The organism is Prolixibacter denitrificans (genome assembly GCF_003014495.1).
Lineage (GTDB): Bacteria > Bacteroidota > Bacteroidia > Bacteroidales > Prolixibacteraceae > Prolixibacter > Prolixibacter denitrificans.
The window spans coordinates 124,449-138,662 of the sequence record NZ_PYGC01000010.1; the positions used below are offsets into that span (position 1 = coordinate 124,449).

Consider the following 14,214-nt stretch of genomic DNA (forward strand, 5'->3'; position numbering starts at 1 on the left):
CTACAGAAATGACAGAAGAAAAAAAATATAATCCGGGTGCCGAGGCCGACGACGAAATCGATCTCATTCAACTGGCGAAAACCTTCTGGGAAGGACGGAAAACTATCATCAAAACGGTAGCCATCTTTGCGGTGCTGGGCCTGTTGGTAGCCCTCTTCAGTGCCAAACAGTACACCGCTACCACCACGATGGTACCCCAGGGTGCCGATGGCCAATCCAAACTGGGAGGTCTTTCCGGTCTCGCAGCCATGGCAGGCTTCAATCTCAACATCGGGGGAGCCTCCGATATCACGCCGGCCGTCTATCCGCAAATCATCTCCAGTGTACCTTTCCAACTGGAGCTGATGAAAACAAAACTCACTTTCAAGGGAATCGACCATCCGGTATCGCTGTTCGATTACTACACCGAATACAGCAAACCAACCGTATTGGGTTACGTGAAAAAGTTTACCATCGGATTACCCGGAGTCATCCTGAAAGCCATCAAGGGAAAACCGGACGACGGAACTTCGACTGGGAACAACGGTCCCATCCAGCTAACCGATGACCAAAGGACAGTTCAAAAGAAACTGGCCGATTTGGTCTCCATCGATTACAACGACAAGGACGGCTATGTCACCCTCACCTGCAACATGCCGGAAGCGTTGCCCGCTGCACAGTTGGCAGAACACACCCAAAAAATGCTGCAGCAATACATCACCGATTTCAAGGTAAAGAAAGCGAAGGCCAATCTGGAATTTGTGCAACAGCGGTACGACGAAACAAAAAAGCAGTTTGAAAAAGCACAGGACGAACTGGCCCGCTTCCGCGACCGCAACAAGAATGTAGCCACCGCCATGGCACAAACTGAACTGGAACGTTTGAACAGCAACTACAACCTCTTATCGAGTGTCTATACCGAGCTGGCCAAACAACTGGAACAGGCCAAAATACAGGTCAAGGAAGATACGCCGGTCTTCACCATTATCGAGCCGGTATCGGTTCCCCTGGAAAAATCCAAACCGAATAGACCGATGATCCTCATCATCTGGATCTTCCTTGGTGGCATCATCGGCACCGGAGTTGTCTTCGGCAGGGAGTACCTGGCACAATTTAAGGAGCGGTGGAACGATGAGGATAAGGCGGATGAGGTATCGACTGATAGATAACCCGTTACATATTACGCTAATTATAGCTAATTCCGCGAATTGATGACAGAGCTTTTATTCAAGGACGAAGTATTCTCGATCATTGGAGCTTGTATGAAAGTTCACAGAACATTAGGACCGGGATTCTTAGAAAGTGTTTATTCAGAAGCATTGGAGAAAGAATTAACGACCAGAAACATTCCACATCTCCGTGAAATCAAACTGGAAGTGCAATACGAAGGAAAGCCGATGAACAAATTCTTTAAGGCCGACTTTCTTTGCTTCGATAAAATCATCATGGAGCTCAAGAGTAAAACGTTTTTACTAAAAATAGACGAACAGCAAACTATCAATTACATCAAAGCTGCCAATCTTCCCGTTGGACTTTTGGTCAATTTTGGGGAGAAAAGCCTACGATGGAAACGGTTCGCCAACACCAAAGCAAATAGCTAAACGAAGTGTAATTAGCGTAATTCGCCATAATTCGCGTAATCAAAATAAACAAACAGTTGAACGAAGCCTAATTCGCGTAATTCGCCATAATTAGCGTAATCCAAATAAGATTTATGAATCGCCCAACCACCCCCTCAAAAACACCATTAATAGCCAATATCAATACCTAATCGATCGTGCTGGAATCCCTCATTACATCCCAAACAAGAATTAAGCTGTTGCTGAAGTTTTTCCTCAACAGCAGCACCTCGTCTTACCTGCGTGGGCTGGCCGATGAGTTCAACGAGTCATCCAATGCCATCCGCGTGGAGCTGAACCGTTTTGAACAGGCCGGACTGCTCACATCGAGCTTCGACGGCAACAAAAAGATGTTCACGGCGAACACACAACATCCATTGTTCCGCGACATTCACAACATCCTTATGAAACATGTGGGGGTCGACCGGGTCGTTAATGACCTGATCCGGAAGCTGGGGCATGTGTCCCGGGCCTGGCTCACCGGCGAAATGGCTGCCGGTCGCGAGAGCCGCATCATCGACATCATCCTGGTAGGCGAAAACATCGATCGGAACTACCTTGGCCGTCTGACCACCAGTGCCGAAAAGATGACCGATCGCAAGATACGTACCCTATGCATCACCGCGGAGGAAGAACAGGAGTACCTGAAAAGCGAAAAGAATGCACTGCTCCTGTGGGAAGCGGAGGAGAAAAAGAGAAAGGGAGAGAAGCAATGAACAATGAGTGATGAACAATGAAAAATTGAAATGGAATAAGGGACTAAGGAGTAAGGCTTAAGGTAAATAAAGATTTAATTCCCAGATTTACGCGGATGGACTTAGATTCAACGGGATGCTCAAATTACCCTGGAGGGGTATAATCTTAATAGCCAGGGGTAAGGAGGTCACGACGCCACTCCACGACGTTCGTCGGGACAGGCCCGGGATTGAAAATCTAAAAGAGGCGCACAATATACACAAGATTGAAAAGATGTTGTTCCTGCGCCGCACGCACTGAACGAAAACGAAGTTTGATGAAATTAATTGCCAAGATTTAAGTTACGCTTCGAGGTTATTCGTTGATTTATCGTGAAGAACAAAAAATATGAAAGCCGCTGCTATTGCCCCTCTCCCAACCTCTCCCCAAATTGGGGAAAGGAGTTTGGCCGGAGCCTTCGAAACACAGTCAGCGAAAATCAGCGTCAATCCGCGATTCCAAATCCGTGTCCATCTGTGGGAAATCTTTCTTAAAACTTAACACATAACACTAAAAACTCTTTCAACAACAGCAATAAACCTAACCGCGAACCACAACCTGAAACCTGTAACTTGAAACTTGTAATCCTCTAACAACAGTAACAACAGTAACAATAGTAACCATAGTAACAACAGAAACCGCGAAGCGCAACCTGAAACTTGAAACCTGAAATTTTCTTAACACCCTTAAAACATTAAATGCTACAAAAGGAACCTTCCATAGGCGTCGTCATTGTGAATTACGTGACGTATTCCGATACCATCACGTATGTGCGGGACGTATTGTTGCAGCAGAGAGACATTTCTCTGGAAATTGTCATCATCGACAATGATTCGCCCAATGAAAGCTACAGGAAGCTACAGGGACACTTCGCAACCAACGAGCAGGTAACGGTCATTCAAAATGAAACGAATGAAGGCTATGCCCGGGCCAATAACCGGGGCATCCGGTACCTCGAAAAACAGGCGGTTGATTATATCCTGGTGTCCAATAACGATGTGTCATTTAGTGATACCCAACTGCTGAGCAAGTTGGTCGGTTGGTACCAGACACTGGAATCACCCGCTTTCATCAGTCCGGTCATGCATGTCCGTGGGCAGATGAGCAAACGGAATTCAGCCTGGAGGCTACCCGACAAGCGCAAAGAGATTTTAGGAGCTACACGAATCATCAAAGGACTGGCTGTCCCCTACCTGAAACGGTATTATTATCCGCTGCAGTATCCGGCAAAAGAAGCACTTCCGGTCGACTGCATCCCAGGGTCGTTTTTTCTGGGAAAAACAGAGGTATTTAAGGAGGTGAATTATCTCGACGACCAAACCTTCCTCTATTACGAGGAAACCATTCTGGGTGAAAAGGTAAAACGAGCTCTACGGCAGAACTACATCATCCAGGCGCTGGCGTACGAACACAACGCTTCCAAAACCATCGGACTATTTGTATCGCACCTGGAGAAACACCAATATCTTCTGGAAAGCAAATTACGCTTCTGGAAGGCATACAAAAACGCCGGCTGGGCTTACCTGACGACGTTGAAAATGCTCTACCAGGTATGGAAAGTGGAGTTCTTTGTTTTCTATTGGGTGAAAAAACTGGTAAACGACAGCATTAAACCAATCATCAATGGCTTATTCAACAAACCGGAAGAAGCCGAGGTCCAAACCATTTTCGATTGCATCGCGGTGCCGGTATACGCGAATAACGACTTGCACGAACGACGATTAAGAAATTGAGAATTGAGAATTGAAAATGGAGAATGAATCGTGCTTCAAGTCTACTGTAGTGGATTCATGTTGTACAATATGAAAGCCGCTGCGATTGCCCCTCTCCCAGCCTCTCCCCAAATGGGGGAAAGGAGTTGGGCCGGAGCCTTCGAAACACAGTCAGCGAAAATCCGTGAACCCAATCCGTGTGAATCTAAACATAGCAGACGGCTGAACGAAGCACAATTAGCGCAATTAGCTTTAATTAGCGTAATATATTTCAACACAATCCGTGTCAATCCAAACATAACAGACCGCTGAACGAAGCCTAATTAGCGTAATTCGCCTTAATTAGCGTAATTAAAAGTATTCACAAGAATATCCTTAATCAACATACAACCCGCAACTTCAAAGTAACATGATCCCGAACAACGTCAAAAACATCGCCTGCATAGGCGCCGGATACGTGGGAGGGCCGACCATGGCCGTTATCGCGCAGAAATGCCCCCACATCAAAGTTACCGTAGTAGATATTAACGAACAGCGAATTGCCGACTGGAACGACACCGACCTCTCGAAGTTGCCGGTGTATGAACCCGGTCTCGACCAGGTGGTCGCCGAAGCCCGTGGTCGCAACCTCTTCTTCTCCACTGACGTGGAAAGTGCTATTCGCGAAGCACAGATGATCTTCATCTCGGTCAATACCCCCACCAAAACCTACGGGGTAGGCAAAGGCATGGCGGCCGACCTGAAATACGTGGAGCTCTGCGCCCGGCAAATTGCCGAGGTCGCAACTGAGGATAAAATCGTGGTGGAAAAATCCACACTCCCGGTCCGTACCGCCCAATCCATCCGAACCATATTGGATGCCTCCCGTTCTCCCCATCACCCTCTCTCCTCTTCACCCCTTCTCCCTGGCTCCCCCTCTCCGGATTCATCTCCCGCTCCCCGCTTCTCCGTATTATCCAACCCGGAATTCTTAGCGGAAGGCACCGCCGTCAAAGATTTGCACAATCCCGACCGCGTCCTCATCGGAGGCGAAGAAGACGAAGACGGACAACGCGCCATGGAAGCCCTGGTGGAGGTCTATGCCAACTGGGTTCCCCGCGAGCGCATCCTCACCACCCGCATCTGGTCGTCCGAGCTATCAAAACTCACGGCCAATGCCTTCCTGGCACAGCGCATCTCGTCCATCAATGCCCTGTCGGCCTTGTGTGAGAAAACAGGTGCCGATGTCGACGAAGTAGCCCATGCCATAGGAACCGATACCCGCATTGGCCCCAAGTTCCTGAAATCCTCCGTTGGTTTCGGCGGAAGCTGCTTTCAGAAGGACATCCTCAACCTGGTATACCTCTGCCGCCATTTCAATCTGCCTGAGGTAGCCGATTACTGGGAGCAGGTAGTGAAACTCAACGATTACCAGAAACACCGCTTTGCCAAGCAAATCATCGATACATTATTCAATACCGTGTCCGGGAAGAAGATTGCTTTCCTGGGCTGGGCGTTCAAGAAGGACACCAACGATACCCGCGAGTCCGCCGCCATCTATGTAGCCGACGAACTCCTCCAGGACCACGCCGAGATACACATCTACGACCCCAAGGTCTCCAAAGAGCGTATCTATGCCGATCTGGAATACCTACAGGAACATAGACGAGAAAACAGTTCGCGTAATTCCGATAATTCGCGTAATTCGCATTCGTGCAATTCGTCTCAATTCGTGCAATTAGAATCATCATTTATCAAGGACCACGTCCACATCCACGACGATCCCTACAACGCATTGGAAAACGCTCACGCCATCGCCATCCTCACTGAATGGGACGAATTCCGCTCCTACGACTGGCTAAGAATCTACGAAGCCATGCGTAAACCGGCCTTTGTGTTTGATGGGCGGAATATCCTGAATAAAGAGGAATTGAAAGAAATTGGTTTCAACATTAAGGGAATTGGCAAAGGGTAATTTGTGAAATGACGGCAGCCGAACTTCAACAAATCCTCGCTCAAGGCGAAGGCGAAAGCCTTGAATTCAAAAGCAGTTTCAACAACGAGCTCATTGAAACGCTCGTGGCTTTTGCCAACACGTCAGGAGGAAAAGTAATTGCCGGCATTAATCAGAAACATGAAATTTCCGGGGTAATAGTCAATCCGGAATCGGTTCAAAACTGGGTAAATGAAATAAAAAACAAAACATCTCCGGCTTTGGTTCCCGACACGGAAGTGGTGAAAGATGGAAATAAAACAGTGATCATTTTCTCCACTCAGGAATACCCAATCAAGCCAGTGGCGATAAGGGGGAAATATTTTAAGCGAGTGGCAAATTCAAATCATTTGATGAGCATCGACGAAATTGCCAATGAACACCTTAAAACCATCAATACAAGTTGGGACTTTTATCCCGATCCCAACCATGGTAAAGAACACATTTCAACCGAAAAAGTGAAGCGTTTTGTTGAAAGCATTGAACAACGAACGCAACAAAGAATTGAAATGCCCCACATGGACTTTCTGGCAAAACTGGAAATCATCCGTAACCAGCAACTGACGTTTGGCGGTTATCTTCTCTTTGCAAAAGAATATTGCCCGATCAGCGATGTACAGGTTGGGCGCTTTAAAACACCTACGACCATTATTGACAGTATTTCACTGAACACCGACTTATTTACCGAAGTGGATGAAATCATCGCGTTTATAAAAAAGCACTTAATGGTAGAGTACATCATTACTGGTGAACCCCAACGTACTGAACGCTTCGATTATCCGTTGGACGCCATTCGTGAGATCGTAATCAATATGGTTGTACACCGTGATTACAGAGACAGCAGCGCCAGCATCATCAAAATATTTGACGACCGGATTGATTTTTTTAACCCGGGGAGTCTCTATGGAGGGATTACCGTTAATGACTTGCTCTCGGGAAATTACAGTTCGAAAACCAGGAATAAATTAATTGCGAAAGCATTCAAAGAATCTGGGCTCATCGAACGCTATGGCTCTGGTATTAGGCGCATAATAAATATTTGTACCGATTATGGCATGAAGCAACCCTTGTTCGAAGAAGTTTTTAATGGCTTTCGCGTTGTTCTATTCAAAGAAAAAGCAGATGTCATAAAAGATGTCACAAAAGATGTCACAAAAGATGTCACAAAAGATGTCACAAAAGAAAAAAGAATAACAAAAATACTTGAACTCGTCGAATCGAATCCGTCAATAACAACGGGCGAAATCGCAGCGCTCTTAGAATTAACCCAAAGAACGGTGCTTCGGGACATAGATGACCTCAAGAAAATGGACAGGATAAAACGAGTTGGCGGCAGGAAAAACGGGAAATGGATCATCATTCATAAATAATGCATCATGAAACAAGCAAGGCAAAACCTTGCCACACAAATGGATGGTTCTAAAGCGGGTTACATTGAATATCTGCAAGAACATCGACGAGTCGACGATTCGCGTAATTCGTCCCAATTCGTGAAATTAGAATCATCTTTGATCAGAAAGCTTGTCCACGTGCACAACGATCCTTACAAAGCGCTAAAAGACTCGCACGCCATAGCCGTCTTAACTGAATGGGACGAAACGAAGTTCGACGAAGTCAATTCCGCACCTACAACTGGACAAAAATCTACGAAGCCATGCGCAAGCCGGCCTTTGTCTTCGACGGACGGAATATCCTGGATCGGAAAGAACTGCAAAATATCGGGTTCGAACTAAAAGGAATCGGGAAGGGTTAAAAAAGCACCGTTTCACTGTTCCACTTTTTCACAATAAACAAAAGGAATAGGAAAAGCCTAACCGCAATTGTGCCACAGACCACTATCCACGGGTCGCTGTCCGTTGTTCCACCTTTTCACCATTCCACTAAAATATTAACAACACAATTTCACTGATCACTGTCCACTGACCGCTGATCATGAATAATAAAAAAGCAACAAACGAAACCGGAAAGGTCAAACGCACGTTTGCGTCACTGACCACTATCCACTGGTCACTATTTCACCTTTCCACCGTTTCACTAAAATTCAACAACACTATGACCAACACAAATCTCAAAGCCTGCTTCATGGGCCTGGGTTACATCGGACTTCCGACAGCTACCATCGCCGCACGCGAAGGCATAGACGTACTGGGAGTCGATATCAACAGTAAAGTGGTAGATACCATCAATAGAGGCGAGATTCACATCATCGAACCAGGACTGGCTGACCTCGTCAAACAAGTGGTCGAAAAAGGAAACCTTAAAGCTGCTACCCAGCCAGAAGAAAGTGATGTCTACCTGATTGTGGTTCCAACTCCTTTCAAGGGCGACCACGAACCGGATGTATCCTTCGTAGAGTCTGCTACCCGCGCGGTACTTCCTTTGCTGAAAAAAGATGATCTGTATATCATTGAATCCACATCACCCGTAGGCACCACCGAGAAGATGGCCGAACTCATCTTCGAAGAGCGTCCCGAGCTGAAGGGAAATCTGCACATGGCCTACTGCCCGGAAAGAGTACTTCCAGGTAATGTGATTCACGAACTGGTTCACAACGACCGGGTCATCGGCGGCATTGATGAGATAGCCACGCAGAAAGCCATGGAATTTTACCGTACTTTCGTGAAAGGAGAACTGCACGCCACCAACGCTCGTACGGCCGAAATGTGTAAACTCACGGAAAACTCCTCTCGGGATGTACAAATTGCCTTCGCCAACGAACTGTCACTCATATGCGATAAAGCCGACATTAACGTTTGGGAACTCATTGAACTGGCCAATAAACATCCCCGGGTCAACATCCTGCAACCCGGAGCCGGCGTAGGCGGACACTGTATTGCTGTCGATCCGTGGTTCATTGTATCGGATTTCCCGGCCGAATCCAACCTGATTGGTCAAGCCAGGAAAATCAATAACTACAAATCCTTCTGGGTATCGGAAAAGATCCACAATGCTATGCTCGAATTCCAGTTGAAGCACGGCCGGGAGCCCAAAGTAGCCATGATGGGGATTGCCTTTAAACCGGATATCGACGACCTACGTGAATCACCGGCCAAATACATTACCCAGAAAGTGATGCAAGGCACCAACAACAACAGCATCATGGTAGTCGAACCAAACGTCAAGGAACACCACGTCTTCAAATTAACCGACTACAAAAAAGCATACGAAACCGCCGACATTGTCGCCTTCCTCGTAGCACACAAAGAATTCAAAGCATTGAAATACCGCGAAGATGCAAAGATATTGGACTTCTGTGGAGTGTTTAGGAAATAGATCAGTGGTCAGTGATCAGTGGACAGTGTAGGCCCACACTATATCACTGACCGCTGATCACTCTTTACTCATTCCTGCAACATGAACTCTTTCCGTGAACTAACCGTTTGGCAACAATCCATGATACTCGTCGAAGAGGTATACAAAATAACGAAGCAATTCCCCAATGACGAAACCTTTGGATTGACATCACAAATGAGAAGAGCAGCCGTTTCGATTCCTTCGAACATTGCAGAAGGCTACATGAGAAAGAATACGAAGGAGTATATTCACTTTCTCTACATTGCGTTGGCTTCATTGGGCGAACTGGATACGCAGATTGAGATCGCAGATCGGCTGAAATATTTTCAAACACAAAAAGAGCTAACAGGTCGAATCACCGAAATACGACAAATGCTTTACGGCTTGATTCAAGCCTTGAAAAGAAAAATTTAATACAAAAAAAGAGCATATAGCTGATTAGTAGCGTCTCTGACCACTGATCACTCACCACTGATCTCTGATCACTGACCGCTCACCACTATTCACTCTTCCACCATTTCACAAAAAAGAACAACAAACAACATTATGCAAGATACCCACAAAAAACGCATCCTCCTCGTTTTCGGAACGCGCCCCGAAGCCATCAAGATGGCGCCCCTGGTAAAAGAATTCGAAAAGCATCCCGATAGTTTTGAAACATTGGTTTGCGTAACCGGACAGCACCGTGAAATGCTCGATCAGGTATTGCAGCTGTTTGAGATTACGCCAGACTTCGATTTAAACATCATGAAAGCCGGGCAGGACTTATACGATGTAACCTCAAGAGTACTCCTGGGAATGCGAGATGTATTGAAGGAAGCGCAGCCGGATGTGGTGTTGGTTCACGGCGACACCTCCACTTCCACTGCCGCTGCTTTGGCTGCTTTCTATCAACAGATTCCGGTCGGTCATGTAGAAGCAGGTTTGCGGACAGGCAACATTTACAGCCCCTGGCCCGAAGAGATGAACCGGCAAATCACGGGTCGCATCGCCACATATCATTTCGCACCGACCCCTTTGAGCAAGCAAAATCTGTTGAACGAGGGAGTCAAAGAGGAAAACATCTTCGTCACCGGCAACACCGTTATCGATGCCCTCTACTGGGTCATCGATAAGATGAAACAAGATAAAAGCCTCGAACAGACGATTACAGAGAAGCTCGTTGAATTTGGCTTACCTGCAGAAAAACTGACAGAGTGGAAAAACGGTGCACAGAACAAGTGGAACACTGAAACAGTAGACCAGACAGACAATGAAAAATCTGTACCCCCGCCCACTGACCACTCACCACTGCTCACTGATCGCAAGCTCGTCCTCATCACCGGCCACCGCCGCGAAAATTTCGGACAGGGCTTCATCAACATCTGCGAAGCCATCAAGGAACTGGCAGAAAACTACCCGGATGTCGACTTTGTTTATCCCATGCACCTTAATCCCAATGTCCGCAACGCTATCACCCAGGTGTTTGGCGAAGCCCTCATTGCGGGGAGTGACGACACATCGGAACGGCAATCCGCGGATGCTTCCACCGTTCCACCGTTCCACCATTCCACTAATACACACTTTATTGAGCCTTTGGATTACCTCCCCTTCGTCTACCTAATGAACGCCTCCTACCTGGTCCTCACTGACTCAGGTGGCATCCAGGAAGAAGCTCCAGGCCTGGGAAAACCCGTATTGGTTATGCGCGACACCACCGAACGACCGGAGGCACTGGATGCAGGTACGGTAAAACTGGTTGGTACCGACAAATCAGCTATTATTAACGAAGTAACCGAACTAATTCGTGAACAGCAGGCATACGAAGGAATGGCAATGGCTAACAATCCATATGGGGATGGGAAGGCTTGTGGAAGAATCGTGAAACATTTCGTATAGCGTATTTTAGCATTGAATCTTATTAGTCACTATATATGAAGAATATTCTGAACCTCATTGGTCGCGATAAAGAACTCTTCACAGAAGATATTGCTAGTCACGACAAGGAACTTTCTGAAATTGTAAGTTCTTCGCGTTTTCTGGTCATTGGAGGAGCCGGTTCGATTGGCCAGGCGGTAACCAAAGAAATTTTTAAGCGAAATCCACGTAAATTACACGTGGTCGATATCAGCGAAAACAACATGGTAGAGCTGGTACGAGATATACGTAGTTCATTTGGTTATATCAATGGCGATTTTCAAACCTTTGCACTCGACGTTGGCTCTATTGAATACAATGCATTTTGGAATGCTGACGGGAAATACGATTACGTACTAAACTTGTCAGCCTTAAAACATGTTCGTAGCGAAAAAGACCCATACACGCTCATGCGAATGATTGATGTGAATGTCTTCAACACCGGGAAAACCATTCAACAATCCATCGACAAAGGAGTTAAGAAATACTTCTGTGTTTCCACCGACAAAGCTGCCAACCCAGCCAATATGATGGGGGCTTCCAAGCGGATCATGGAAATGTTCTTGATGCAAAAAAGCGAACAAATAAACATCTCCACGGCCCGTTTTGCCAATGTAGCTTTCTCCGATGGCTCTTTATTACATGGTTTTAACCAGCGGATTCAAAAACGGCAGCCAATTGTGGCCCCAAATGATATAAAACGTTATTTTGTAATCCCCAAGGAATCTGGAGAGTTATGCCTCATGTCAACCATCTTTGGTGAAAACCGCGATATATTTTTCCCAAAATTGAGTGAAAACCTGCATTTGGTTACGTTTTCCGATATTGCCATACGCTATTTAAGAAACAAAGGTTTTGAAGCCTATTTATGCAGCTCCGAAGATGAAGCCAGGGAACTGGTGCATACTTTACCAGAAAAAGGACAATGGCCCTGCTTGTTTACATCTAGTGATACCACCGGTGAAAAAGATTTTGAAGAGTTTTTCACCGACAATGAAACATTGGACATGGAACGTTTCAATAATTTGGGAATAATTAAAAACAACGCCGTTTACGACCGGCAGAAAATTGAACATTTCTCCAAGGCTATTCAAGCCATGAAATCAGCAGGGTCCTGGACAAAAAAGGAAATCGTTGAACTATTCTTTGAAATGATTCCCAACTTTGCCTACATAGAAAAAGGAAAATACCTCGACGCTAAAATGTAATTTCAAATGAATCACTTTTCTGAAATCGTTCAGTTTATCAGGAATACCTTTAACCAGCCCGAAGGTTTTATTCCATTACATGCACCGGTATTTAGCGGAAATGAAAAAAAGTACATGGAAGAGTGTATTGACTCAACCTTCGTTTCCAGTGTAGGCAAATTTGTCGATCAGTTCGAAGAAAAAATGGCGGATTTTACGGGTGCTGCAAAAGCCGTTGTTTGTGTGAATGGCACGAATGCACTCCATATGGCTTTGATGTTGGTAGGAGTAGAACGAGGAGATGAAGTCATTACACAATCGCTTACCTTCATTGCAACAGCTAATGCCATCAGCTATTGTGGCGCCAATCCGGTATTGCTGGATGTCGATAAAGATACAATGGGCCTAAGTCCAAAGGCATTAGAACATTTCCTGGAACAGGAAACCGTTATAAAATCGGATGGTTGTTATAATAAAAAGACCAATAAAAAAATTTCTGCGTGTGTCCCTATGCACACCTTCGGACATCCTTGCAGAATTGATGAAATTGTTGCGATATGCCAGAAGTACCATATTGAAGTTGTTGAAGATGCAGCCGAAAGTGTTGGAAGTTACTATAAAAATCAACATACGGGAACTTTTGGCAAGATAGGCGTACTAAGTTTCAATGGTAACAAAATAATGACCACCGGTGGTGGAGGCATGTTGTTATTCAATGACATTGATTTAGCTAATAGAGCTAAACATTTAACAACACAAGCCAAAGTAGCACATCCATGGGAATTCAGACATGACGATATCGGATATAATTACCGAATGCCCAATATTAATGCAGCTTTAGGCCTTGCACAATTGGAACAAATCAATAAATTTCTGAAAGTAAAACGAAAACTGGCCGAGAGATATGCCGATTTCTTCAAAGAAGAAGAAATTGACTTTGTAGATGAACCCCAAATGGCCAAATCCAATTACTGGTTAAATGCCATAATATTTCAAAACTTGGAAGAAAGAAATTCTTTTCTGGAATTCACTAACAATAATGGAGTAATGACACGTCCCGCATGGGAACTAATGAATCGTCTACCGATGTTTAGAAACGCTCAATGTCAGAATTTGACAAATTCAGAATGGTTATCGGAACGTTTAGTGAATATTCCAAGTAGCGTGATATGAATGTGCCATCGAATAAACAACCGATCATTCTGATTGGAGGAGGGGGACATTGTATTTCTGTCATTGATGTCATAGAGCGAACTGGACTTTATGAAATAAAAGGTATTTTGGATCTGCCTGAAAAAGTAGGAAACAAGATACTCAACATCCCCATTATCGGAACTGATGAAGATATAAAAAATGTGATTAAAGAATGTAATAATTTTCATATTACAGTAGGCCAAATCAAATCACCAGCTATACGGGAAAATATCTTTAGTCGAGTAAAAGAACTCAACGGTAATCTGCCAGTACTTATTAGTCCTTATGCCTATGTCAGTCCTTATGCAAAAATCGACGAAGGAACAGTTATTATGCATCAGGCTCTGGTTAATGCTAAAGCATCGGTTGGGAAAGCATGTATTATAAATTCAAAAGCATTAATTGAACATGAAGCTGCTGTCGGTGATTTTTGCCATATATCAACAGGTTCTATAGTTAATGGGCAATCCAAAGTTGGCTCCCGGACTTTTATCGGAAGCAATACAGTAGTTTCAAATAATATCGATATAGTTGAGAATACGGTTGTGGGAGCTGGCTCACAAGTGATTAAAAGCATAACTGTACCAGGTGTATACAGCAGTGACCTTTTAAAGAAAATCAGATAA

General features: G+C 45.2%; 13 protein-coding genes. All 13 read left to right on the top strand.

Going from position 1 to position 14,214, the window contains the following annotated elements; translation table 11 throughout:
* The first annotated feature begins 8 nt into the window (after positions 1-8).
* A complete protein-coding gene (locus CLV93_RS16470; protein ID WP_106543312.1) occupies positions 9-1,148 on the top strand; it encodes a Wzz/FepE/Etk N-terminal domain-containing protein in 1,140 nt (379 codons plus the stop codon).
* Positions 1,149-1,190: 42 nt separating this feature from the next.
* On the top strand, positions 1,191-1,580 hold the full coding sequence (locus tag CLV93_RS16475; protein WP_106543313.1) for a GxxExxY protein: 390 nt from the start codon (positions 1,191-1,193) through the stop codon (positions 1,578-1,580).
* A 176-nt stretch (positions 1,581-1,756) separates the two neighbouring features.
* Positions 1,757-2,314, top strand: a complete 558-nt coding sequence (locus CLV93_RS16480; RefSeq protein ID WP_106543314.1) for a transcriptional regulator — start codon at positions 1,757-1,759, stop codon at positions 2,312-2,314.
* A 717-nt stretch (positions 2,315-3,031) separates the two neighbouring features.
* Positions 3,032-4,066, top strand: coding sequence for a glycosyltransferase (locus tag CLV93_RS16485; RefSeq protein WP_106543315.1), 1,035 nt, complete (start codon positions 3,032-3,034; stop codon positions 4,064-4,066).
* 451 nt (positions 4,067-4,517) lie between these two features.
* Positions 4,518-5,999, top strand: a complete 1,482-nt coding sequence (locus CLV93_RS20570) for a nucleotide sugar dehydrogenase (protein ID WP_281351403.1) — start codon at positions 4,518-4,520, stop codon at positions 5,997-5,999.
* A gap of 8 nt (positions 6,000-6,007) precedes the next feature.
* Entirely contained in the window at positions 6,008-7,387 is a 1,380-nt protein-coding gene (locus CLV93_RS16500) for an ATP-binding protein (RefSeq protein ID WP_106543318.1), read from the top strand.
* Positions 7,388-7,605: 218 nt separating this feature from the next.
* Complete coding sequence (locus CLV93_RS16505; protein ID WP_174821587.1) at positions 7,606-7,770, top strand: hypothetical protein; 165 nt, start codon at positions 7,606-7,608, stop codon at positions 7,768-7,770.
* A 179-nt stretch (positions 7,771-7,949) separates the two neighbouring features.
* Complete coding sequence (gene wecC, locus CLV93_RS16510) at positions 7,950-9,290, top strand: UDP-N-acetyl-D-mannosamine dehydrogenase (protein WP_281351381.1); 1,341 nt, start codon at positions 7,950-7,952, stop codon at positions 9,288-9,290.
* 81 nt (positions 9,291-9,371) lie between these two features.
* A complete protein-coding gene (locus tag CLV93_RS16515) occupies positions 9,372-9,725 on the top strand; it encodes a four helix bundle protein (protein WP_106543320.1) in 354 nt (117 codons plus the stop codon).
* 132 nt (positions 9,726-9,857) lie between these two features.
* Positions 9,858-11,189: a non-hydrolyzing UDP-N-acetylglucosamine 2-epimerase gene (gene wecB, locus CLV93_RS20380; RefSeq protein WP_211297882.1), complete on the top strand. Its 1,332-nt coding sequence runs from the start codon at positions 9,858-9,860 to the stop codon at positions 11,187-11,189.
* A 35-nt stretch (positions 11,190-11,224) separates the two neighbouring features.
* On the top strand, positions 11,225-12,415 hold the full coding sequence (locus CLV93_RS16525; protein WP_106543321.1) for a UDP-N-acetylglucosamine 4,6-dehydratase: 1,191 nt from the start codon (positions 11,225-11,227) through the stop codon (positions 12,413-12,415).
* A 6-nt stretch (positions 12,416-12,421) separates the two neighbouring features.
* Positions 12,422-13,567, top strand: a complete 1,146-nt coding sequence (locus CLV93_RS16530; protein ID WP_106543322.1) for a LegC family aminotransferase — start codon at positions 12,422-12,424, stop codon at positions 13,565-13,567.
* Entirely contained in the window at positions 13,564-14,214 is a 651-nt protein-coding gene (locus CLV93_RS16535; RefSeq protein WP_106543323.1) for an acetyltransferase, read from the top strand. The genes CLV93_RS16530 and CLV93_RS16535 overlap by 4 nt, the downstream gene beginning before the upstream one ends.